The 24,126-nt window shown below is 44.6% G+C and carries 22 protein-coding genes and 1 riboswitch; of the genes, 6 read left to right on the top strand and 16 right to left on the bottom strand.

Features of this window, described 5'->3' with window-relative positions; translation table 11 throughout:
* Positions 1-123: 123 nt before the first annotated feature.
* The 3 genes from spoT to gmk form a co-directional block, all read right to left on the bottom strand.
* Positions 124-2,250: a bifunctional GTP diphosphokinase/guanosine-3',5'-bis pyrophosphate 3'-pyrophosphohydrolase gene (spoT, locus tag AB4180_RS06375; protein ID WP_102249008.1), complete on the bottom strand. Its 2,127-nt coding sequence runs from the start codon at positions 2,248-2,250 to the stop codon at positions 124-126.
* Between the two features lie 45 nt (positions 2,251-2,295).
* The gene (rpoZ, locus tag AB4180_RS06370) at positions 2,296-2,568 is read right to left on the bottom strand and encodes a DNA-directed RNA polymerase subunit omega (protein WP_009848003.1); all 273 of its coding nucleotides are present in this window, start codon (positions 2,566-2,568) and stop codon (positions 2,296-2,298) included.
* A gap of 119 nt (positions 2,569-2,687) precedes the next feature.
* A complete protein-coding gene (gene gmk / locus AB4180_RS06365) occupies positions 2,688-3,311 on the bottom strand; it encodes a guanylate kinase (RefSeq protein WP_009848002.1) in 624 nt (207 codons plus the stop codon).
* A gap of 324 nt (positions 3,312-3,635) precedes the next feature.
* A riboswitch (purine riboswitch) is annotated at positions 3,636-3,735 on the top strand.
* 58 nt (positions 3,736-3,793) lie between these two features.
* Here gmk and AB4180_RS06360 point away from each other — a divergent pair.
* Positions 3,794-5,164 carry an NCS2 family permease gene (locus tag AB4180_RS06360; protein ID WP_009848001.1) on the top strand — a complete coding sequence of 457 codons (1,371 nt, stop codon included), beginning with the start codon at positions 3,794-3,796 and terminating at the stop codon, positions 5,162-5,164.
* A gap of 141 nt (positions 5,165-5,305) precedes the next feature.
* The gene (locus AB4180_RS06355) at positions 5,306-5,731 is read left to right on the top strand and encodes a phosphate-starvation-inducible protein PsiE (protein WP_009848000.1); all 426 of its coding nucleotides are present in this window, start codon (positions 5,306-5,308) and stop codon (positions 5,729-5,731) included.
* 89 nt (positions 5,732-5,820) lie between these two features.
* On the opposite strand, the gene AB4180_RS06350 is transcribed toward AB4180_RS06355, so the two are convergent.
* The 10 genes from AB4180_RS06350 to AB4180_RS06305 form a co-directional block, all read right to left on the bottom strand.
* Positions 5,821-7,239, bottom strand: a complete 1,419-nt coding sequence (locus AB4180_RS06350) for an alginate export family protein (RefSeq protein ID WP_102249007.1) — start codon at positions 7,237-7,239, stop codon at positions 5,821-5,823.
* Positions 7,240-7,360: 121 nt separating this feature from the next.
* A complete protein-coding gene (locus tag AB4180_RS06345) occupies positions 7,361-8,944 on the bottom strand; it encodes a PTS transporter subunit EIIC (protein ID WP_017099274.1) in 1,584 nt (527 codons plus the stop codon).
* A 9-nt stretch (positions 8,945-8,953) separates the two neighbouring features.
* Positions 8,954-10,384: a Sapep family Mn(2+)-dependent dipeptidase gene (locus AB4180_RS06340; protein WP_102249006.1), complete on the bottom strand. Its 1,431-nt coding sequence runs from the start codon at positions 10,382-10,384 to the stop codon at positions 8,954-8,956.
* Positions 10,385-10,464: 80 nt separating this feature from the next.
* Entirely contained in the window at positions 10,465-11,178 is a 714-nt protein-coding gene (gene rpiA / locus AB4180_RS06335; protein ID WP_032555301.1) for a ribose-5-phosphate isomerase RpiA, read from the bottom strand.
* Position 11,179: 1 nt separating this feature from the next.
* The gene (tkt, locus tag AB4180_RS06330) at positions 11,180-13,174 is read right to left on the bottom strand and encodes a transketolase (protein ID WP_102249005.1); all 1,995 of its coding nucleotides are present in this window, start codon (positions 13,172-13,174) and stop codon (positions 11,180-11,182) included.
* 10 nt (positions 13,175-13,184) lie between these two features.
* Complete coding sequence (tal, locus tag AB4180_RS06325) at positions 13,185-14,138, bottom strand: transaldolase (RefSeq protein ID WP_017099278.1); 954 nt, start codon at positions 14,136-14,138, stop codon at positions 13,185-13,187.
* Positions 14,135-14,878: an HAD family phosphatase gene (locus tag AB4180_RS06320; RefSeq protein WP_102249004.1), complete on the bottom strand. Its 744-nt coding sequence runs from the start codon at positions 14,876-14,878 to the stop codon at positions 14,135-14,137. Before AB4180_RS06320 ends, tal begins: the two co-directional genes overlap by 4 nt.
* Positions 14,879-14,931: 53 nt before the next feature.
* Positions 14,932-16,092, bottom strand: coding sequence for an iron-containing alcohol dehydrogenase (locus AB4180_RS06315; protein WP_102249003.1), 1,161 nt, complete (start codon positions 16,090-16,092; stop codon positions 14,932-14,934).
* Between the two features lie 115 nt (positions 16,093-16,207).
* On the bottom strand, positions 16,208-16,939 hold the full coding sequence (locus AB4180_RS06310; protein WP_012603032.1) for a ribulose-phosphate 3-epimerase: 732 nt from the start codon (positions 16,937-16,939) through the stop codon (positions 16,208-16,210).
* A gap of 9 nt (positions 16,940-16,948) precedes the next feature.
* On the bottom strand, positions 16,949-17,791 hold the full coding sequence (locus AB4180_RS06305) for a Cof-type HAD-IIB family hydrolase (protein WP_009847986.1): 843 nt from the start codon (positions 17,789-17,791) through the stop codon (positions 16,949-16,951).
* A gap of 211 nt (positions 17,792-18,002) precedes the next feature.
* Here AB4180_RS06305 and ulaR point away from each other — a divergent pair, with 211 nt between their 5' ends.
* The gene (gene ulaR / locus AB4180_RS06300) at positions 18,003-18,779 is read left to right on the top strand and encodes an HTH-type transcriptional regulator UlaR (RefSeq protein ID WP_102249002.1); all 777 of its coding nucleotides are present in this window, start codon (positions 18,003-18,005) and stop codon (positions 18,777-18,779) included.
* A 424-nt stretch (positions 18,780-19,203) separates the two neighbouring features.
* The gene (locus tag AB4180_RS06295; protein ID WP_004735656.1) at positions 19,204-19,416 is read left to right on the top strand and encodes a cold-shock protein; all 213 of its coding nucleotides are present in this window, start codon (positions 19,204-19,206) and stop codon (positions 19,414-19,416) included.
* Positions 19,417-19,742: 326 nt separating this feature from the next.
* On the opposite strand, the gene AB4180_RS06290 is transcribed toward AB4180_RS06295, so the two are convergent.
* Positions 19,743-20,609 (bottom strand): YicC/YloC family endoribonuclease, encoded by an 867-nt coding sequence (locus AB4180_RS06290; RefSeq protein WP_009847984.1) that lies wholly within the window; start codon positions 20,607-20,609, stop codon positions 19,743-19,745.
* A 282-nt stretch (positions 20,610-20,891) separates the two neighbouring features.
* Between AB4180_RS06290 and rph the strand changes: the two genes are divergently transcribed.
* Together rph and pyrE are read left to right on the top strand one after the other, a co-directional pair.
* Positions 20,892-21,608, top strand: a complete 717-nt coding sequence (gene rph, locus AB4180_RS06285; RefSeq protein ID WP_017097394.1) for a ribonuclease PH — start codon at positions 20,892-20,894, stop codon at positions 21,606-21,608.
* Between the two features lie 104 nt (positions 21,609-21,712).
* Entirely contained in the window at positions 21,713-22,354 is a 642-nt protein-coding gene (gene pyrE, locus AB4180_RS06280) for an orotate phosphoribosyltransferase (protein ID WP_004735727.1), read from the top strand.
* Positions 22,355-22,489: 135 nt separating this feature from the next.
* Here pyrE and AB4180_RS06275 read toward each other — a convergent pair whose 3' ends face one another.
* Together AB4180_RS06275 and slmA are read right to left on the bottom strand one after the other, a co-directional pair.
* Positions 22,490-23,470, bottom strand: coding sequence for a Kdo(2)-lipid IV(A) acyltransferase (locus AB4180_RS06275; protein WP_029223859.1), 981 nt, complete (start codon positions 23,468-23,470; stop codon positions 22,490-22,492).
* A gap of 23 nt (positions 23,471-23,493) precedes the next feature.
* The gene (slmA, locus tag AB4180_RS06270) at positions 23,494-24,084 is read right to left on the bottom strand and encodes a nucleoid occlusion factor SlmA (RefSeq protein WP_004741428.1); all 591 of its coding nucleotides are present in this window, start codon (positions 24,082-24,084) and stop codon (positions 23,494-23,496) included.
* Positions 24,085-24,126 lie beyond the last annotated feature (42 nt).

The raw sequence follows: 24,126 nt of genomic DNA, 5'->3' as shown, positions 1-24,126 counted from the left end.
GATTTTTGTACAGGCAGGAATGGAGTCAGATAAATTCGAGGATTCAGTTATAAAAAATCCCCTTAAACGATAAAGCATTAAGGGGATTTCAATTCTTAGCAAAGTTGCCAATAAGTTCGAACGTTAGTTCTTACGACGTCTTACTTTGAGCGCGTGTGGCATCACACGTAGCTTCTTCATAATGCTCGCTAAATGAACACGATCTTTCGTGGTCAACAAGATAGTCACTGTGTACAAGCGTCCGTCACGTTCTTCGGTTGAGATACCGTGAATGTTCGAGCCTGTTTTCGAGATAACGTTAGTTAGCTCAGCCAGCGCACCTTGATGGTTCTGCAATTCGACCTGAAGTTCTGCTGTGAACTCTTGGTTGTAATCGTCAGACCATTCAACCGCCATGTATTTATCCGGTTCTTTCTGGTAACCACGAACGTTTGGACACGTTTCACGGTGCACCACAAGACCACGACCTGGAGATACATGAGCAATAATGTGATCATCTGGAATCGGGTGACAACAGTTGGCGAACGTCAGTAATAGGCCTTCAGCACCACGGATAGGTAATTTCTTCCTAGACGTATCGCTGTTGTTTACCACTTCAGTTAGTTCATCAGCATCGCCCAATAAACGACGAGCAATAACGATACTCATCAGCTCACCAAGACCAATCGATGCTAGCAAGTCCTCAATGTTATCGAGACGTAGATCAGACAATACATGTTCGATATTCTCTTGACCGACATCGGCAATAGAGTGTTCACCAAGTGCATGGTTCAGTAGGCGACGGCCAAGGGTAATCGACTCTTCACGACGCATCGTTTTCAGAACCTGACGGATCTTCGTACGCGCACGTGAGGTCACTACATAGTTGAGCCATGCTGCGTTCGGACGTGCGCCCGGAGCACTGATGATCTCAATAGTTTGGCCATTCTTCAGCGATTTGCTGAGTGGGTAAGGGTTCATGTCTACACGAGCACCGACACACATGTTGCCGACGTCGGTATGTACCGCGTAAGCAAAATCGACTGCTGTTGCGCCTGCTGGAAGTTCGACAATGCGACCTTTCGGCGTGAATACGAAGATCTCATCTGGGAACAGATCAGATTTAACATTTTCAATGAATTCGAATGAGTTACCTGCGCTTTGTTGCAGCTCAAGTAAGCTCTGCATCCAACGTTGTGCTTTAACCTGTGCGGTTGTCCCGTTGCTACTGCGTGAGCCATTGCCTTTGTAAGACCAGTGCGCCGCGACACCTTTATCTGCCATCTGCTCCATATCTTCAGTTCGGATCTGGACCTCAACTGGCACCCCGTGAGGGCCGATCATTGACGTGTGCAGAGATTGGTAGCCGTTGGCTTTCGGTACTGCAATGTAGTCTTTCATGCGGCCAGGACGAGGCTTGTACAGGCTGTGGGCCTGACCAAGTACGCGATAGCAAGTATCTGGTGTATCAACCACCACGCGGAAAGCGTAGATGTCCATAATGGTGTGGAAGCGCTGCTCTTTGGTTTTCATCTTGTTATAGATGGAGAACAGGTTCTTTTCACGACCAAGTACGCGAGCAGGTAAACCGACTTCTTCAAGGCGGCCTTCGATTTCGCTATGGATACGTTGGATCATCTCCTTACGGTTACCACGCGCAGCTTTCACTACGTTTTTCAGGACGCGATAACGGTTAGGATAAAGGGCTTCGAAGCCCAGTTCTTCTAGTTCTGTCTTGATGTTATGAATACCAAGACGATGAGCTAGCGGAGAATAAATCTCTAGGGTTTCACGAGCAATACGACGCTTCTTATCAGGACGAAGTGCCCCAAGCGTACGCATGTTGTGAGTACGGTCAGCTAATTTGATCAAGATAACGCGGATGTCTTGCACCATCGCGAGAACCATCTTACGGAAGTTCTCTGCTTGCGCTTCTTTGCGATCACGAAATTTAAGCTTATCCAGCTTAGATACACCATCAACCAGTTCAGCAACGGTATTGCCGAATTGAGCTTCTAGTTCCTCTTTTGTAACTTCAGTGTCTTCAATTACATCGTGGAGTAGGGCTGCTTGCAGAGTTTCTATATCCAGACGCATTTCTGCCAGGATTCTTGAAACAGCTACAGGGTGAATAATGTATGGTTCACCCGTTGAACGGGTTTGCCCTTCATGGGCGTCTCTCGCTACCACATAAGATTGACGCAGAGCCTCAACTTGAGGCTCTGTTAGGTATTCTTGGGCAACGTCTTTGAGGCTATCGAATAGATACAAATTAAAGGCCCGGAAGGTTAATTAGTTCGAATGACGTTGATTCTATCAGCGAGTGTGAGCGATGCTGCTTACTGCTGCAAGCTCAGCCGCTTCTTGCTCTTGTTGCTCTTGACGCTCACGAGCATCTAGTACGTCTTTAGTGATAAGACCTTCTTCGATTTCGCGAAGAGCGATAACCGTTGGCTTATCGTTTTCTTCAGGCACTAGTGAATCTTTGCCGCCAGTTTGCATTTGACGTGCGCGGCGAGCCGCAATAAGAACTAGGTCGAAACGGTTGCCAACTTTTTCAACAGCGTCTTGAACAGTTACGCGTGCCATGAGGACTCCAAATAGTAATTAACTAATAAATTTTTGATGACGAGAAAGTATACAAGTTTAACTAGAGACTTTCTAGTTCACCGTATACTTATCTCAATGGAAAATCTAGGGGATCTAGATTATTCCGCCAATAAAGCAGTAAGCATGCCGCTGTATTTCGCTGCTTGCTTATCTTCTTTTAAGCGCTCCGCACGAATGATAGCTCTGAAGTCCATTAGGGCTGCATCAAAGTCATCATTCACGATCACATAATCGTATTCTGCATAGTGAGAAATTTCTGATTTTGCTTCGCTCATGCGTTTTGCAATAACTTCGTCGCTGTCTTGGCCGCGAACATTTAAACGACGCTCTAGCTCACCATTTGATGGTGGAAGAATGAAGACACTCTTCGCTTGAGGCATTTGTTCACGGATTTGACGAGCACCTTGCCAGTCGATATCTAGGAATACATCGATACCGCGGTCTAGGTTTTCTTCAATCCAAACGCGTGAAGTACCGTAGTAGTTGCCGAAAACTTCAGCGTACTCTAGGAATTCACCTTTATTAATAAGGTCTTCAAAATGATGCTTCTCTACGAAGTGGTAGTGAACACCATTTTCTTCACCAGGGCGCATACCGCGAGTGGTGTGTGAAACAGATACCTTCATTGCGTAGGTTGGATTGGTTTCTAGCATTGCTGAGATCAAGCTCGACTTACCTGCGCCACTAGGTGCAGATACGATGTAAAGAGTACCTTTGCCCATCTGTATATTTCCACTGTTGGTTGGATTGAGTGAGGGCGATAAACCGACACTATAAAAGATAGCACTGACTCTAATTTTTGTTCCGATGGTTGCATCTAAAAAGGGATAACAAGTAAAACTAATAGAGACAACTGGTGAAAATTAGGTCAGAAAAATGGAGGCGAAGAGTAGCATATTTAGATGATTGAGAACAACTGGCTTGATCGTTATTTATTCTCAAATGATCCTTTGTCTGATCTTCCTATAAATGTAATGACTGATCATGTTCAGTTTTTTATGTGATCTGAACAAAATTTGTTGAAGTTTTAATCTCAACCCTTACAATCCGCGCAAACGATTAAATGCTGTATATGTTTGATGAAATGGATCAAATGTTTCTACTACCGAGCCTACCTTGGTGACTACAGTTTTTAGTGTAGAGATCCCTCTATTCTCACAGCATTTGAATCTCAAATTTCTTAATTTAATACATAGGTTTTGTTGTGAATACCGACTCCACCCTGAAAGCCCAGAAGACATCTGGCTCACTTGACACCATGTTCAAACTCTCAGAGAGAAAGACCACGATCAGCACTGAGCTATACGCAGGTTTTATTACCTTCTTAGCGATGAGTTATATCTTGGCGGTTAATCCAGCAATTTTGGGTGGCATTCCGGGAATGGACAAAGGGGCAGTCTTTACGGCGACCGCTCTTTCTGCTGCTATTGCAACGCTTATCATGGGCATTTGGGGTAACTATCCAGTCATGCTAGCACCTGGCATGAGCATGAATGGCTTCTTCAAAGGTTTATTGTTAAGTGGTTCAGTGGCGGTACTTTGGAATGAAGCATTATTTGGCATCTTCCTATCGGGTATTCTTTATCTTGCCTTCTCATTGACTAATATCCGTAAGTCGATGATTGAATCGATTCCTGAAGATTTGAAGCTGGCGATTACTGTGTCTCTCGGCTTGTTCATTGCTTTCTTAGGCCTTAAGAATGCGGGTATCATCGTTTCTAACCCGTTCGTACTGGTTGGTTTAGGTGACATTTCCGATCCAAAAGTGATCATCGCTTATGTGAGCATCTTCATCGCATTGGGCTGTATGGTTCGTGATATTAAGTTGGCCACGTTTATCTCGTTTGTTTCAGCTATCGTACTGACCATTCTTGCTGATGTATTCATGGGCACATCAAACGCTCCAATCCCTGACCAATTCGTTTCAATGCCACCAAGTATGGCAGGCAGTTTTGGCGCTATCTTTGACTTCTCAGCTTTTACGCCTGAGAAAATGTTCGATTTGTTGTTCATCGTACTTATCTTCTTGATTGTCGATTTCTTCGATGGATTGAGCACGATTGTGGGTGTTGGCCGTGATGCAGGTATCATCGACAAAGACGGTAAAGTGCCGAATGCAAAATCGGCGCTAGTGGCTGATGCGGGCGGTACTGTGATTGGTTCAATTCTAGGTACCACATCGATTACTGCTTTCTCTGAATCGGGTATTGCCTCTTCTCAAGGTGCGAAAACAGGTTTAGCGGCAGTCATGGTGGCTGGCCTATTCCTAGTGTCTCTATTCCTATACCCAATCTTCTCTATTTTCTCAGCGGCAATGGTCGCGCCTGCGATGGTTGTGGTAGGCATCTACATGGTGGGTCGTCTTGGTCAGATTAACTGGGAAAAGAAAGAGTCACGTATTGCAGCTTTCTTCACCATCATGTTCACTGTACTGAGCTTCTCACCAGCGAACGGTATGGCGATGGGTTTCATCAGCTACGCATTCACAATGGTTGTTGCAGGTAAGCGCAAAGAAGTGCACCCATTGATCTACGGGCTATGTGTGGTGTTCTTAACGTACCTGATTCTGTTGTAAGGCTAATTAGTCACTAGAAGTCGTTAAGTAAAAGACAAACAAATGGCTCTGCAGTGAATGTGGGGCCATTTTTGTATTCGTCGCTTCTCTAGAGCGCATGCTAATGTAGAGACTGGATTAATTATTTTTTGAAGAGTGACTATGCCTTCTCACTTACCTAAATCTTTTAGTAAGCCGTTTTTAAAAGTATTTCACATTATGGAAGCGGTATTGCTGGTGGCGATCACGCTCGCGACCTTGTTTGCGATGGTCGAAGAGTTCATGCATGTTTTTGCTGAACGTCGAGTGCAATTGACCGATATTCTACTGATGTTTATCTATTTAGAAGTGTTGGCGATGGTTCAGCAGTTTGTGATGAACGGTAAGATCCCTGTTCGATATCCGATTTACATCGCGATGATGGCGATTGCTCGTTACATTACTCTGGGCATGAAAGAGTTGGATGCAGTGCTCATTGTTTGGTTGTCTGTTGCTGCGTTTATCTTAGCAGCAGCAACACTTTTGATTCGAGTCGGGCATCATTACTGGCCATATGTGGATCTTCGAACCAAGCAGCCGGATGAGTAATTCAATTAACTGAAATATGATGATCTAAAAAATTCGCCCAGCACTGCTGGGCGAATTCATTTAGTAACATACTAACCTGATAAGCAGTGTTAGAAGTTATAGATCAGTGCGATTTCAACACGGGAAATGTCATCACTGCTACTGCCGACTACGTCACGTATGTAGTCGCTATCTAATGCGTAGTACATATTTAACTCAGACTTTAAGTTGCCTGTGATGTAATTATGGAATTGCAGATAGAACTGGGTGTAAGCGTATTTTTCGTCAGACTCTGCACCAAATAATACATCTTGGTTGAGTGTGTAGATTGCATCATCTGTGTTGGCACGCCATGTCGACATAAAGCCAGCGATGATGGATTGTTTCGGCTGATACTCAATCACAGTGTAAGAACCGACCTGCATTGCGTTACCGTAAGCGCCATCATGCGCGAAACCCAGTGGGTCACCTGTCCACAAAGGGTTAAACGTGTTCACTTTGTCGCTGTCTTTATCTGAACCTGATGCGTAATGTAGGTTCAGACCTAAGCGATAGTTCCAGTCTGCTTTCCAGTTGTAGTTCAAATCGGCATAAGCCATGTAGGCTGAGATATCTTTACCTGCATGATCGCCAAATTGGTAAACACCATCGAGCATGTAACCAAATCCTTCACTCACAAAATCATGTGCATGTAAGCCTAAAACTTGAATGTCGACGTCACCGTCAGGTGCATTAACAAAGCTTTCATTGGTGAGTTTATTACTCATTATGTAGGCTTGCATTGCCCCGAAGTCAGTTCTCCAATTAGCGAATAAGCCGGTCGATTTTTTGCCATTGGTTTTATCATCCCAGTTACCACCGAAGCTGCCATCTTTGTAGAGAGGGAATACTTCCTCGCCGTAGTATGCGTCAAAATTGATGCCTGCTACGCTGTATTTTGCGCTGGCTGCATTCCAACTTGATTGAACTGGCGTTGGTTCACGGTTCATCATTTGCCATTCATTTAAGTATATTTCTTGGCGACCAAGGCGGGTACTTAGGTATTGCTCACCGTCATCGAGTAATTTGAATTCGGTAAACAACTGGTGGAAGTCAGTACCGGCATCGTCAACTGGACCCGGACTATCGAGGTTAGTGTAGTTGGTTCGAATTTCACCAAATACACGCATCCAGTCTTGGTAAGTCACATCGGTGGAGAATTGCATGCGAGTACGCAGTTCATTTTTCTTGCGGTTTTCTCCGTCGTACATGTGATTCCAACGGTTATCGACTGCGGCTTTTACATTACCGCTAAATGAGACTTTCCAGTCACCACTGTCATCAATATCCAAGCGTTTGAGTTTTTCTGAAAAGCTTTTTTGACTTTCGTCTAGACCATCGACATAGCTCCAGTCCTCATTGGCTCTATCTCCCCAGAAGACGATCGGGTTGCGCTCAGACCAGCTTGATGTTGTATTTTCGTTTGCGTGTAGGACGCCAGAAACACAAAGAGCAAGTAAAGTAACTGCATGTTTTGTCATTGCTTTCATTTTTATATTTCCCATATTTCAGGTGCACGAATCCCTTCCTGTGACTTGTAGTCACAGGAGGAATTGTCAGTTATTGGTTTCTATAGATTCGTAACAGTAGGGTTACGGAAGTTACGCTTAGCTAAGAGTCGACACCAAGGGCTTCTTTGATACCAGAGGCAATCGTAATAACGTTGGCTCCATATATCACTTGAATGCCTTTATTCATTCTGACGACGCCAATTGCGTTGAGCTGTTGTTTCCAAACTTTATCGCTTGCCGTTAGTGATTCGTCATGCAGCGAAACACGCAGTCGAGTCGCACAGTTTGTTACGTTCTCGATGTTGTCTGCACCGCCAAGCGCTTCAATGATTTCAACAGGCAGTCCTTTTGAGGTCTGCTCCTTTTTCTTTTTAAAGTCTTCTTTTGAATACAGGGCGATATCACCATCTTCTTCTTCGCGACCTGGGGTTTTTGAATCAAACTTCAGGATGAAGAACTTGAATGTGTAGAAGTAAATCGCGAAGTATAGTGGGATAATCCACAATAGAGCCCAAGCATGAACCTTTTCAGGTTGTAGTAGGTTAGGCACCATAAATAGCAGCTGATTACCGTGAATTGAAACACCCATCATTTCGGTGATCACATAAGCAAGACCATTTAGCGGAACATGCACTGCAAAGAATAGGAATGGTTGGACGAATAGGAAGGTATATTCCAGTGGCTCGGTAATACCGATAACAGCAGCCGTAAATACCGCAGGCACCATGATAGCGGCTACCTTCTTTCGATTGGCTGTTTTTGCTGTTACGTACATTGCATAAGCAGCACCCGTTAGGCCACCAATTTGGATTGGAATACGACCGCTGGTAAAGTTATGTGTAATGTAGCTCGTTGCCTCTGGTGAACTCATTTGGCCATTCATGATGTTACGAACACCTTCGTAAACAACACCATCAATCTCCATTACGCCACCAACACGAGTGTATTCAATAGGGAAGGCGATAAGGTGATGTAAGCCAAATGGCAATAAGCCTTTGTCAAATACGCCAAATAGGAAAGAGCCAAAAATACCTGAGCTAGTAATCAAGGTAGTGATGGACTGCAGTGCCCCTGCGATCGGCGGCCAAGCGTAGTAAACAAACAGCGCGATAGGCATGATAGCGAAGTAAGCGAAAATCACTACGGCACGAGGGCCAGAGAAGAAGCTCAAGAGTGCAGGCATTTCGAATTTGTAGTAACGGTTGTGGATCCAAGCCGTAATACAACCAACAAGAATACCGCTAAAGATCCCCATGTTGTAAGCGAAGATACCTAAAGACTCACCCCATAAAGAGTTGAAGTTTTGCGCTGCTACTTTGTCGTAGCCAGCATCATTCATTAATGACGCAACGCTTGTGGTTTCTTGAGTCCATCCGTGAAATGCAGCGATCGACCCGATAGCGACATTGAAACACATGAACATGGTAAAGCCAGTGAAGGCTGCCCAACCTTTTTCAGATTTCGCCAGCGCGAACGCTAGACCAATCGCAAAGAAAGGCGGTAGGTTGCGCATGACCATCAAGCCAAGATCTAACATCAGCTTAAAGAATGCCCAAATAACAGAGTCGGTAGCAGACATTTGGTTTACAACACCAGCGCCTACACCAATAAATATACCTGCGATAACCAGTACGATGATGGATACCATCATACCTCCAGCAAGTGCTTGAACCTTATCTCTCATAATTTACTCCTAAAGTGATATGAGAACTTTCACGTATATTGTTATTGCTCTTTTTAATGACTCGAGGCTGAGCCTTTCATTAGGCTCATGGACACGAGTCACATCACCAGGAAAAGTAGGTCCGAATGCCACACCATTGTTTAGCGCGCGCGCGTAAGAAGCCGCACCTTTACTAAAGCACTGAGCGTCCATTTTGGTAACTTCGGAATAAGCTTTTCCCATTGCTTGGATAAGTTCACTTTCGGGTGAGAGGTAAGATAGAGGTAAGTACTGGTGTTCAATCAATCTCACTCCGTATTGTTGGGATACATACTGGAGTTGGGTACGAGCTTGATCGATAGTCAGTCCTTTAGGAAACCGAAAATCAAAATCCAAGTTGTAGCCATGTTGATTCAAATTGATGGAGGAGACACAGCATGTAGTCGACCCCATTTCATTATCTTGGTGTGCTAGCCCTAATTTCGAAGCATCATTGGAATCACTAAAACACGCGTCTAGTAAATCAATTAAATTTCGAGAGTTAGTGTCTAACCCTTCAACATGTCGCATGTGACGAACAAACTGATCCATACAGTTATCGACCTTATGCGGGTTGCGAGATTTCTCCCACGGCGTTGACAACTCAACGCAGTACAACTCCTTTTGTTGGTGGTTGTCACTTTGTGCCACATTGGCAAGAGTGACCGTTGCTGAAGTTTCAAATATTGCTGCTACTTCAGCCGCTTTTTCTCCTGTCAGATAAATCGATAATTGATAGCAGGTGGATGTTCTGTCACGCTCACTTTCAATGCTTACGATCTGACAAGTTCCTAGGCCATTGTGAGTTGGGAATTCTCGTTGTAATGACGCATATAGGATGCCTTTTTCTCCATTAACGATTGGGAAGTCGCCATCTGGAGAGAAACCATAATCCGGTTGAGGATTATGATTAAAATAATGCTCTACACATTCCCAAGTTGTCTCTTCTGCGCCACCGATGATCACTCTTATTTTTTTGTCGAGTGTTACATCAAGCGCTTTAAACATCTTGAGGATATATAGGCTGGCCATAAGTGGGCCTTTGTTGTCGGTAACGCCTCGCCCTAATAAGTCATCACCGTGTTGGTGCATCTCAAATGCAGGTGTCAGCCATGCGTTTAAATCACCAGCTTCAACTACATCCACGTGATGCAATATACCTATTTCTTGTGATCCTTCACCATGGCTGATGTCCAAGGCATAACCATCATGGTCACGAACTTCAAACCCTTCTCGTTTCGCCCAGTTAATTAGAAAGTCGAATGCGTTTCTAATCGGTAAACCAAAAGGAGCATTGGGTGAACAGCTGCTGATATCTCGTACAGACGGAATAGCAATTAGCTCAGATAGATCACGCGTAAACGTTTCAATATTTGAATCAAAATAGCGCAGTGTTTGAGCTGAAAAATTGCTTTCCGTCATGTTTTATTCCTAAATTATCCTTACTGACATGCTTGTAAATAGACTTGCAAGCGAGGTCTCATTTTGATTATAAATCCCAGTTATTGAACGTGTTGCTTTGATAATAAATACGTACCTTCTGCATTCGAAAAAGCCATGAAATCGGCCGTTCTTTGCGCGAAAATACCGTTCTCGACGACGCCAGGAATAGCGTTAATTTGGAGTTCTAATCGCTTTGGTTCAGCGATGTCCAAATGAGCAACATCGAGAATGATATTGCCGTTATCAGTGGTGCAGTCTTGGCGCAACGTCGGGTGTCCACCAAGGCTTTGTAAGGCATTAAACACAGCGGTTTGTGCGGCAGGTAAAACCTCTACAGGGAGTGGGAACTTTCCGAGTTGAGTGACCAATCGACCGCTATCTGCGATGGTGATGAAGCTTAGAGCAAGCGTCGCGAGTACTTTTTCACGAGCCAGTGCTGCACCACCACCTTTCACGGTCATGCCGGTTGTAAGACCTTCATCAATGCCATCAATGTAGAAATCAACACGGCCACATTCAGATATGGATATCTCATTCAGGCCTGCAGAGGATAAAGCTCGACTTGAGCGAACCGAACTGGATACGCAATGAGCAAACTCAGCGCCACTTTCTTTCAATAGTTGAATGAAGACTTCAACTGTTGCACCAGTGCCGATACCAATCACGCTAGAAGGTGTTAGCGTTTTTAGGACTTGCTCTAAGGCTACTTTTGCAGCCTTAGTTCGCAGGCAGTCTTGGCTTTGGTTTTCAATAAAGCGTTGTGCCATGCTCATATTACTTCTCCAGAACCGCTAGGGATTTTTCAACGATGTTTTCAACCGTAAATCCAAACATTTCGAAGAGTTGTTCTGCTGGTGCTGATTCACCAAAGCTTGTCATTCCCACAATGTCGCCGTGTAGCCCGACATACTTGAACCAGTAGTCACGGATACCAGCTTCGATGGCAACTCGTGCTGTAACATGGCTTGGTAAAACCTGTTCCTTGTATTCCGCGCTTTGTGCGTCAAAAATATCGGTGGCCGGCATTGAAACTACGCGGCAGCGAACATGGCTGAGTTGTGCTTTTGCTTCCATGGCAAGTGCCACTTCAGAGCCCGTAGCGATTAGAATCAGCTGTGGTTCACCGTCACAGTCAGAAAGGATGTATCCACCTTTCGCTACATTGGACAGCGTGTCTTGATCACGTTCGAATTGAACAAGGTTCTGGCGAGAGAAAATCAATGACGTTGGGCCATCAAAACGTTCGATAGCAGACTTCCAAGCCACCGCGGTTTCTACTTGGTCGCAAGGACGCCAAGTGCTCATGTTTGGGGTAAGTCGAAGCGATGCGATTTGTTCAACCGGTTGGTGTGTCGGACCATCTTCCCCCAAACCGATAGAGTCATGGGTATAAACGAAGATACTGCGTTGCTTCATTAGTGCTGCCATACGAAGCGCGTTACGAGCGTACTCCATGAACATCAAGAACGTACCGCCGTATGGGATAAAGCCACCATGCAACGCCACGCCATTCATCATTGCAGACATCGCAAATTCACGAACGCCGTAACTCAAGTAGTTTCCTGACGCATCTTGAGCGGTAATTGCTTTTGAGCCTGACCAGTTAGTTAAGTTTGAAGGGGTTAAATCGGCAGAACCTCCCAAAAACTCTGGCAGTAATGGTCCGAATGCTTCAATAGTATTTTGTGATGCTTTGCGAGTCGCGATGGTTTGTGGATTCGCTTGCAAAGTCTGGATTAGATCTTGAGTGTGCTGATCCCAATTTTCAGGTAATAGGTTCTGGCTACGACGCAAAAACTCAGCGGCTAATTCTGGGTGCGTCTCTTGATAAGCATTGAAACGTGTTTGCCAGTCATCTTCATTGCTTTGTCCTTTCTCTTTCCCATCCCATGCTTGGTATACATCTTGAGGAATTTCAAATTCAGGATGGTCCCAGCCGAGGTTGAGTCGAACCAATGCGACTTCATCAGCACCTAACGGAGCACCATGACAGTCATGACTGGCTGACTTGTTTGGTGAGCCAAAACCAATCACGGTTTTGCAGCAAATTAAGGTTGGTTTATCTGTTACGGCTTTAGCTTCAGTAATTGCTTTGTGAATATCATCAGCGTTATGACCATCAACATCAGCAATAACATGCCAACCGTAGGCTTCAAAACGTTTTGGTGTGTCATCAGAGAACCAGCCGTCGACTTCGCCATCAATCGAAATGCCATTGTCATCCCAAAAAGCGACCAGTTTCCCTAGTCCAAGCGTACCGGCAAGTGAACATGCTTCATGAGAAATACCTTCCATCATGCAGCCGTCGCCCATGAACACGTAGGTGTGGTGATCAACAATATCGTGGCCTTCACGGTTGAACTGTTCAGCCAGCACCTTTTCAGCCAAAGCCATGCCGACACCGTTGGTGATGCCTTGTCCTAATGGGCCGGTAGTGGTTTCAATACCTGGAGCGTAACCGTATTCAGGGTGACCTGCGGTTTTACTGTGTAATTGACGGAAAGATTTGATGTCATCCATTGATAGCTCGTAACCAGATAGGTGTAACAAGCTATAGATAAGCATTGAGCCATGGCCATTCGACAAGATAAAACGGTCGCGGTCGGCCCAGTTAGGGTTGCTCGGATTGTGTTTTAGAAAATCACGCCATAGAACTTCAGCGATATCGGCCATGCCCATCGGTGCTCCGGGGTGGCCCGAGCCTGCTTTTTGTACAGCGTCCATGCTTAGAACGCGAATAGCGTCGGCTAATTTAGTTCGTGTAATCATTATGCTTCTCCTACAGGCGTGCTTCGATCATGGTTTCTAACTTGCCTTGATCGACTGCAAAGTTACGGATGCCTTCGGCTAGCTTTTCTGTTGCCATCGGGTCTTGGTTCATCTCCCAGCGGAACTGTGCTTCAGTCATAGCTGTTGGTGTCTCTTTGATGGTGTCACGGTCGGCAAAGAGTAGGCGCTCAACAGAGCCTTCTTGTGCTGCAAGTTGGTCTAAAATTGCAGGGCCTATGGTCAAACGGTCACAGCCCGCTAATGCTAGGACTTCATCGGCATTGCGGAAGCTCGCGCCCATCACAACCGTGTTGTAGCCATGATCTTTGTAGTAGTTGTAAATTTCAGATACTGAAACGACACCAGGATCTTCATGAGGAAGGTACTCTTTTTTATCGGTATTGGTTTTGTACCAATCTAGGATACGACCGACAAAAGGTGAGATTAAGAAAACACCGGCTTCTGCACAGGCTTTGGCTTGTGCAAAGTTGAACAGCAGCGTTAGGTTGCAGTTGATGCCTTCTTTCTCTAGCTCTTGAGCTGCTCGAATGCCTTCCCAAGTTGACGCTAACTTAATTAGGATTCGGTCGTTACTGATGCCAGCTTCGTTATACATGCCGATAAGCTTACGAGCTTTTGCCAAGCTTGCGACTCTGTCGAATGACATACGAGCGTCGACTTCTGTTGAGATGCGCCCCGGTACCGTTTTTAGAATTTCTAAACCAATGTTGACCGCCAGTTTGTCTCCAGCGTCGATCAACTGTTGTGATTTGTCGTTGCTTTGTGCTTTTGCCCAAGTGATCGCATCGGCGATTAAGTGATCGTATTGCGGCATTTCTGCGGCTTTTAGTACTAGAGATGGGTTAGTTGTGGCGTCTTCAGGTTGAAATGCAGCAATAGCATCAATATCACCTGTGTCGGCAACGACAGTGGTGTGCTTTTTCAGTTGTTCTAATTTATTCATCGTTCATTCTCGGTAAGTTGGTTTATCAATTGCAGTAGCGTTTGATCATTCATCGAACTCAGCACCACGTTGGCTAGCGAGACATCGAGGTGACGAGTGAGCAAATTGGTTACCGCAACTGTTGGTATTCCTGCCGATCGAGCCGCCATAATTCCAGGAGGGGAATCTTCGAAAGCGATGGCTTGATGGGCAGATACACCGAGTTGTTCTAATGCCGCTGAATACACATCGGGATGTGGTTTCCGTCTATCTGAGGCAATGTCTTCTGCTCCGATAAAACAGTCGAAATAGTGTGTAAGGTTCAAACGATTCAGAATTGGCATGTAATGTTCAGCCTCTGAGCTGGTGGCCAGTGCAATGCTCAATGAGTGTGATTTAGCAAAGTCTAGATACTGACGGACACCTTCTCGTTCTGTTATTGAAGCAATTAATTGGTAGGCATGAGCGATCACTCGATCGCGAATTTGTGAATCGGACAGCTTTTGATTCGACGCTTTGTTGAATAGTTGATAAAGGTAGGTTGCTGGCGCTGAGCTCCCAACTAGGCCAGCAACCTGGAGTGGCGAAACTTCAACGCCATATGGTTTTAACAAAGCTTCCCAGGCTTTGAACATACAGGTTTCGGTATCGACGAGAAGGCCATCGAAGTCAAAGACCAACGCTTTTAGGTTACTGGCAATGAATTCCTCTCTTTCCAATTTCAAAGCTGTATGACCTAAAGTGTTGTTCTTGCATTCCATGTTTCAATCTCCATTTTCTTTAATTATGACAAACGTGAATTTGTGACTGTCGCTTATTCAACCAAACTGGCCTGCAATACTTTTTTCATTTCTTCACCACTGGTTAGTGGTAGATCAAAGCAAAAAGCCGGCTCCAACTTTTGAACATCTTCTTTGGTGACACCTACTTGAGTTAAGTTCGATTCAAGACCGATACGTTCAAGGAATTTCACAAGAGCAGCCGCTAATGATTGAGCTTTTTCTTCGGTACTTCCCACAGCACCAAATAACTCAGCCACTTGAGCAAATCTCTCAGGTTGCTTGCGCCATTGAAGTTGTACATAAGCTGGATAAACCACTGCGAGTGTTAACCCATGTGGTAGGTTTGTTTTGCTACTACCTAAGATTTCGCCTAAAGGGTGTGGTGCCCCCGCACCGCCATTAGCTAGCGAGATCCCGCCAAGTGTGTCTGCTTTCGCGAGTTGGCAACGGCCATGTAAATCTGCGCCGTTGTCGACAACACTCGGTAGGTGATCAATGACAAGCTTCATTGCTTCTAACGCCATACCATCAACAAATGGAGATGGTCGAGTACCCGTAAATGATTCAAACGCATGTGAAAAAGCATCAAATCCTGTCATAGCTGTCATACGTGGAGGCAGTGTCAGCATGAGCTCTGGATCGATTAACGCTTCACAAGGGAAAAATTCAGGGTGAAACAGTGTTAGCTTTGCATGTTGCTCAAGGTCGGTAATCACTGCCGCTTGCGTCACTTGAGAGCCAGTTCCCGATGTTGTAGGTACAGCGATCAAAGGTACGACTTTCGCGGGTAGTGGGTTGACGTCCCCAAACGGTGAATCATAAGTGGCAAACCAATGGGCCCAATCTAGAGACTCTGCATTGATCGTTGCCGAAATGATTTTTGCTGTATCAATCGATGAACCACCACCAATGGCCAAAACCACATCACAGTTATTTCCGATGGCCACTTGGCGGCCAAGTTCAACGACGGTTGTAGGCGGATTCGGTACGACACCATCAAAATGAGTCACTTCAATTCCTTGCTCTGAAAGCAAAGTAAAAATGCGGTCATAGGCTGGCTTTACTGCATCAAAAATAGGTTCGGATACTACTAGGCAACGTGTGCCATATTGAGCGATAAGCTGACCTATTTTCTGAATCTCACCCGCACCAAAGGTTAGCTTGGTCGGTTGATAGTGTTGAAACTGTGTCATGGTTTAATCCTTGGTAGTGGTGCCAAACCCGAGCATAGAGGGGGGTAGGTTTAGCACCGTTATTTCTAGATTGCTGTGGCGCATCGATTCGATAGAAACTGCGCTAGGCAATTACTTAAACGGTTTCGACTTCTTTTGTGTCTGCCGCTGCTTTATCTTCCAGTTGGTCGATTGCAGCGCGGAAGTCACGAACGCCTGCTGTGATGCCGTCTTTGTGGCCAAAGATATTTGTCGATGCAACCATCACATCAATATCTTCATTAAGCAGTTCTTCGATGTTGTGGTTACGGATACCGCCATCTACACATAGCTCACAGTTAGGGTTGCGTTCGTTGATGAGTTCACGTGCTTCGCGGATCATTGCAATCGCAGATTTGCGCCATAACCATTCATCATCGCCATCAGTAATGCCGTGAATAACAATGTGTAAACGGTCTAGGTAGTAGATAGATTCTTTAACAAATGACACTGGCGTTAATGCACCAACGGTTAAACCAAATTTCATTCCGTGGTTTTGACAGTACTTAATGATGTAACACAGAGGAGCACCGATAAAATGCTCAGCTGGTAGAATCAGCATGTCTGCACCAGCAGCTGCGATTTTATCGATAAATAATTTGTCGCAATCTTTGAAGTAAGCGTGAACTTCAATTGGCTTTTCAGTGTAAGGACGAATGCCTTCAACAATTTGATGCCCTCCCATCAATTGCAGGTTTTTCAGGTCATGCATATCTGCTGCATCACAGTGGATGTAATCGGCACCAGCATCAGATACTTCTTTCACTACGTCTGCAATGTGGCCGTAATCTACGTGTGCTAATCCTGCGGCAATTTTTACTTTTTTCATGATTTATCCTTAGTAACTAAAAGTGTTTTGGCATGTGTGTTGGCCTTCTTGCACTATCAAGCGAAGGTACTGGCCAATTCCACAGCCGTTGTTATTGGTAACAATTAGATTAGCCATGCCTTTTAAAGCAGGGCTGGCATTAGCCATTGCGACAGGTTCTCCGACAAGTCGGAACATAGAGGCATCGTTGTCCCCATCCCCAAAAGCAATGGTGTTATGAGATGAAATTCTTTGGTCATTTAGCCACTGTTGAAGAGCGTGACCTTTGGTGGCTGCTTTAGACGTAATGTCCAATTTATTCGGTGTTGATAAGTCAGCTTGGAAGTGCGTTTTTAAGGAATCTCGTAACTGGTTTAGAGATTCTTTGTCTTGGCTAGACACTAATACTTTGTATACATCGCCACTGCGAGCGATGAGTTCGGTCAGCGTTGGGATAATCTGCAGCTCCATTGCGGCATTAATAACCTCAGCCTTTTTTTCTAAACCCTTTGTATGAGTTGATTCTTTTTGAGCAAAGATGCCTTTACTTGAATAGATGGTGAAGGCGAAATGTCCATCATTCAGTAAGCTCAACAGGCCCGTTAGTGATTCATGACTAATTGTGTGCTGATGTTGAACACGTTGTGTTTTAGGGTCATAAATATAGGCACCATTGCAGCAGATGATTGGTAGCGATAATTGAAGCTGGTCAACATATGGCATCATCAGCTGGTGCGGTCTACCACTCGCCAAGCTCACCTGATATCCATTATTAACGGCAAGACAAATCGCTTGTTTGTTAGTCACGCAGATCTGCTCAGCATCACTTAACAGTGTTCCATCTAAATCAATCATTACTGCTTGGTATTTCATTTTACTCTCCAGTGACTTATTATGACGCAAATCGACTATAAATGGTCAAATGCGGTCACGTAAAGTCATTTTTGATTTATTGTGAACAAAATAATGGTTCCGATCACACATTTCGAGTCAAGTTAATTCAAAAGAGTTCATTTTGAGAATCTAATTGCTCAAAAGTTCATAATGCGTCAAAATAATTCAAAAGAACTTAATGGTATGAACAATGAATGAAGCTCAGCGTCATAGAAGCTTGTTAGATCATCTAACGAGTCATACGTTTATAACGACAAATGACTATGTGAAGATGTTAGATATCTCTTTATCTACAGCTCGTCGGGACATTACAAAGTTGGCGGAAGAAGGGAGGCTGAAAAAAATCCGTAATGGGGCAGAGGTAATCAATTTTGACTCGTCCCTAGCCGCAACTCATGCACCAAGCAGCTTTATCCCCTGCGAAACAGATATAGAAAGCTATGTAGCGAAAAAGCGAATTGCTAAAGCTGCGGCAGATATGTGTGAAGAACACGACAGTATTATTGTGAGTGGTAGCAATACGACTTTTTTGATGGGAGAGCATTTAGCGCATCGTGATGTGCAAGTTGTGACGAATTTTATGCCATTGGCTTATCAGCTGATTAGTCAAGATCATCAAAGTATCATCATACTTGGTGGCCAATATCTACCCGAACGTCAGATCACTATTTCTCCAGATGAAGAAGCAGCAGATGACCATAAAAGTCGTTTTGTCTTCTTTACGGGTACGGGTGTTACGACAGCTGGTGTGCATACCTCTGATCTATTGGTCTATATGGCAGAGAAAAAGCTGCTGGAGTATGGTGATCGTATTGTGGCTCTGATAGATAGCAGCAAAGTAGGTAAGCATGGTGGGAAGTTACTCGCTACCGCTTCTCAGGTTGACACATTGATTACAGATGACGGCGCTGACCCTAAGGTGCTTGATGCTTTACGAGAACTTGGTGTGAAGATACTGGTAGTTTAGTTACGTGGAGAGTGCTGTTGCGGCGTTTGTTTTTGCTTTTGTCGTACTCTTGATTCTAGTAGAACATTATTACTGGCCGTGTGTGTGTTGTCCGAACCAAACCGCGGAAGAGTAAATTTCTTCAGATCATAGCTTTGTAAATGAAGTTCAGTGATGTTGTGGGGCTGAATAGAAGTTAATTGAACAAAAAATAGTCATTTTATTCAAATAACGCTTTACAACCTGGTCAGGATCACCAAGAATGTGCTTGCTCTGTTTTCAGGGTTATTAAATGAAACATCCAGTTGTAAAGTAAAACCCTTAGTATTGCTTCATTGTTATTCTCAGTGTTTCCCTTGGCTTCATAGATACATTAAATAATTCAAGCTTTCAGCGCATCGCACTTTTGGCGATTAATTTTTTATTTTTATATAAGGGACACATCATGTCTAACAAAACAAACGGCGTAGTAAAATGGTTTAACGAAGAGAAAGGCTTCGGTTTCCTAACTCAAGACAACGGCGGCGCTGACGTATTCGTACACTTCCGTGCAATCGCTTCTGAAGGTTTCAAGACTCTTAAAGAAGGCCAACAAGTGTCTTTCGAAGTAGAGCAAGGCCAAAAAGGTCTTCAAGCTGCAAACGTTGTAGCTCTATAAGATTTTAAGTCGACGCAGGTTGCATTAGCAACTTGCGTCACTTTCTCTCTAAAACCAGTTTTCCCTCAGTTTTACAGTAACACTCTTCTCCACTTGCAATACCTCCTCTAAATATTAAAAATCCTTTTGCACACCTGCTCTGTTCTATCTATCGCTGTATCTATCTTTTGTGCTAAGTACATCTCCTGCGTGATAATCTGCTCACTTAGTCATCCTGATTGTCATTATTGTATCCATAAAAAAAGCCCCTAAAACTAGGAGCTTATCTTGATCTAATCAACACTGATTCAGCTAGTGGCTATCCACAGTGTGTTACTGACGAACTATTATTCAATGTTCTGGATCTGCTCACGCATCTGTTCGATAAGAACTTTAAGCTCAACGCCCGATGCTGTGATGTCTGTGCTGATAGACTTAGATGCTAGCGTGTTTGACTCACGGTTGAACTCTTGCATCATGAAGTCAAGCTTACGGCCACAAGCGCCACCTTTCTTCAGTACTACATTTGCTTCTTTCACATGAGAGTCTAAACGGTCTAGCTCTTCTGCTACGTCTGACTTCTGAGCCAGTAGGATAAGCTCTTGCTCAACGCGAGAACCTTCAAGTTCAATTTTCGCATCTTCAAACTTGGTAAGAAGACGCTCACGTTGCCACTCTAAGATCTCAGGCATGCGTGCACGAACTTTAACGACTTCTTCAGTGATTGCATCTAAACGTTGAACGATGAGCGCTTTCATGTTTTCGCCTTCACGAGCACGAGCGTCAATGAATTCTGCGATGGCATCGTTGAATGCTTCAAGTAGGTCTTTGTTGATGGCATCCATGTCTTGCTCTGGCGTTTCCATTACGCCAGGCCAGTTCATGATTTGGAATGGGTTCAAACGGCTGTCTTCACCTGTCATCGTCATTACTTGGTTAGCAGCATTGATTACTTGCTGAGCCAAACCTTCGTTAATGCTTAGCTCGCCTTTCGCTGCTGGGTTTGCTTCAAAACGTAGGTTACATTCAACCTTGCCGCGAGCTAGACGCTTACGGAAACGCTCGCGTAGGATTGGCTCTAAACCACGGAACTGTTCAGGCATACGGAAGTAAGTTTCTAGGTAGCGTTGGTTTACACTACGGATTTCCCATACTGCTGTACCCCAATCGCCTTTTACTTCTTTGCGCGCGTACGCGGTCATACTATAAATCATCGAATTTTCCTGTCTTTTATCATTCTGAAAATAACGCGCACGCATAGTATCACGATATGGTGTGCTCCCGAAGCTTGTCGATTTTCCGTTATAAATAGCCTTCACGGTAAGTATCTTTGAGTCGTAAGTCGCCTTAAGTAGTAGGCCACTTTGAATGGTAAATAGATTTGAAAGATAAACTGCTATATAATCTTGCCCCAATCAAAACTGTCTCACCCCTTTCTTAGGTGATGCACTCTTTCGATAGTAAATCACTTCAGACTGTTAATAAGGTAGATACCAATGCGTCCAAATGACCGCGCTGTAGATCAAATTCGTCCAATTAAAATTACTCGTAACTACACTGCTTATGCTGAAGGTTCGGTATTAGTTGAGTTCGGCAACACTAAAGTTCTATGTAATGCGACGGTAGAAGAAAACGTACCGCGTTGGTTGAAAGGCCAAGGAAAGGGTTGGGTAACGGCTGAATACGGCATGCTTCCACGTGCGACGCACACTCGTAACCGTCGTGAAGCGGCGAGCGGTAAGCAAGGTGGTCGTACGATGGAAATCCAACGTCTGATCGCGCGTAGCCTACGTGCTGTTGTTGACCTGAAAGTAATGGGTGAAATCATGATCACTGTCGATTGTGATGTTATCCAAGCAGACGGTGGTACTCGTACTGCTTCTATTTCAGGTGCAAGCGTTGCAATGGCTGATGCTATCAACAGCTTACTAGCAAGCGGTAAACTGAAAAAGAACCCAATGAAAGGCCACGTAGCGGCAGTTTCAGTGGGCATCGTTGGTGCACAAGCACTGTGTGACCTTGAGTACGTTGAAGACTCAGCAGCCGATACCGACATGAACGTTGTAATGACGGAAGACGGTAAGATGATTGAGATTCAAGGCACCGCAGAAGGCGAACCGTTCAGCCACGAAGAGCTGATGCAGCTTTTAGCTCTGGCGAATAAGGGCATTACCGATATCGTCGAAGCGCAGAAGTCGGCGTTAGCAGAATAGTTTTTAATAGCTCCCAATTTGGGGGCTATTTTTTTGTCTGTAAAACTCGAAAGGGTAGTGCAGAGCGTAAGTTAAGTTTTATTGAATAAACGTAGAGGAAAAACATGAAAGCATATCAACGTGAATTTATTGAATTTGCACTAGAGAAAGAAGTACTTAAGTTTGGTGAGTTTACTTTAAAGTCTGGCCGTAAGAGCCCTTACTTCTTCAATGCTGGATTGTTTAATACAGGTCGTGACCTAGCACGTTTAGGTCGCTTCTACGCAGCAGCATTGGCAGATTCAGGTATTGAGTTCGATGTACTATTTGGCCCTGCATACAAAGGCATCCCAATCGCAACAACAACAGCGGTTGCACTAGCGGATCACCATGATGTGGACACGCCTTACTGCTTCAACCGTAAAGAAGCGAAAAACCACGGTGAAGGTGGCAACCTAGTGGGTAGCGAACTTGAAGGTCGCATCATGTTAGTTGATGACGTGATCACTGCTGGTACTGCGATTCGTGAGTCGATGGAAATCATCCAAGCAAACGGCGCTGATTTAGCGGGTGTGCTTGTTGCTATCGACCGTCAAGAGAAGGGCAAAGGTGAGTTGTCTGCGATTCAAGAAGTAGAGCGTGACTTCGGTTGTGCGATTATCTCAATCGTTAGCCTGACTGATTTAGTGACTTTTCTTGAAGAGAAAGGCACAGACGCAGCACATCTTGAGTCAGTAAAAGCGTACCGAGCTCAATACGGAATCTAATTCGTAAACTGAAGAAGTTGAACCTAATGGTTTAGTTCCCTCTGTTTAGAGTTTAAAAAAAGAAAAATGCCCGAGAGATGAAACTCTTTCGGGCATTTTTTTACTTAAAATCTTATTGGACAGAACAAGGCTCGTTTACTTGTAACGAATGCCTTTTTCCGCTTCTGGATCTTCCATGGTTTTGAAGCGCTTGTGTAGCCACATCCATTGCTCTGGGGCTCTTAAGATAATCTTCTCAAGATAGCGGTTCATATACGCTGCTGCCGCTTTTTCATCTTTCTGCGGATAGTTATCTTCGATTGATTCGTCGGCCATGATTTCATATTTACCGTCGGCATTTCTAAAGCCAGACCCAATAACGACCGCGCATCGACTGGTGTAAGCCAAAATGCTGGTTCCAGTGGTGGTGCTTGCATCCTCTACTGCAAAGAAAGGTACGAATACAGATTTATTGCGACCGTAGTCATGATCAGGGAGGTAGAAAAGGGTCTCACCTTGTCGCAGTCTTCGGATCATACGTTTTACGTCTTTACGGTGAACTAGACGGTTGCCGTTTTGAGTTCGACCGCGGTATTGAATGAACTCATAAGCTGGGTTGTTATGCGGGCGATAAACACCTAGGCCAGGAATACCCAAGATCGGCATTGCTCGGGCTGTGATCTCTAGATTCAAGGCATGAACACAACATAGTAGAACGCCTTTACCGTTAGCCTGATGACTACGAAGAACTTCGGTATCTTTATCAACTAGGATGCGCTTGAAGCGCCATGTTGGCCAAAACCACGTAATACCGGTTTCAACCAATGCCATACCAGTATTTTTAAAATTCTCGCTGACCATTGCCGCGACTTCATCTGCTGGCTTATCGGGGAAGGCTAATTCCAAGTTACGTGTCGCTACCGCTACGCGTTTTTTTCCATAGCGGGCACCAAGAGCACCTAACGAACGGCCTAATAGTAGTAATACTCGGTAAGGTAGAATGTTGACTATAAAAGCCAGTAACCCAAAGCCAAACCAAACTCCCCAATATTTAGGGTGCAGTAGTGCTAGGGTAAAAGGTGGCTTATTAATAACGTGTTGTACCGTGCTACTTGCAGGAGAGTTTTTCGTCGTCATAACCATCACTTAAGATATTGAGTTTACTTAATCTGAGCGCTGAGTAGAGCCCAATAAGCATCAAAGTTTTCTGTCGGTTGATATTTGAAGTCCGAGCGAACAAATCGATTTAAACTTCCTTCAACCTGACCTAACAATTGAGCCGCTAAGATTTTTTCATCAACCGGGAATGACTTCCCTTCACGAAGCTTTCTTTCTCGTAGAATTTGACGAAGTTGTGTCTCAATACGTTCGAAAAGCTGATTGATGCGATCGCGTAGGCGTTCATTTTCAAACATTAGAGCATGACCCGATAAAATTCGAGTCAGGCCTGGGTTACGTTCTGAGAAAACCAAGATAAGTTGTAGCACTAGGCGTATGCGCTCTAGTGTGTCTTTCTCTTCATCTAGAATACGGTTGATTCGAGACATCAACGCTTCTTCAATGAACTCGATCAAGCCTTCAAACATGCGAGCTTTGCTTGGGAAGTGGCGGTATAACGCAGCTTCAGAAACACCAACTTGCTTGGCCAACTTTACCGTTGTGATACGAGAAGCGCCTTCGGTCGATTCCAACATTTGTGCTAGAGCTTGCAGGATTTCTTCACGACGGTTTGATTTTCGAGTACCGGCCATCTATTTACTTCCTTTCCTAAAGATGAGGATTGAGTGAAGAAG

Origin of the sequence: Vibrio sp. 10N.286.49.C3, assembly GCF_041469545.1 — a bacterium.
GTDB lineage: Bacteria > Pseudomonadota > Gammaproteobacteria > Enterobacterales > Vibrionaceae > Vibrio > Vibrio tasmaniensis_A.
This window is presented reverse-complemented; position numbering and strand designations above follow the sequence as displayed.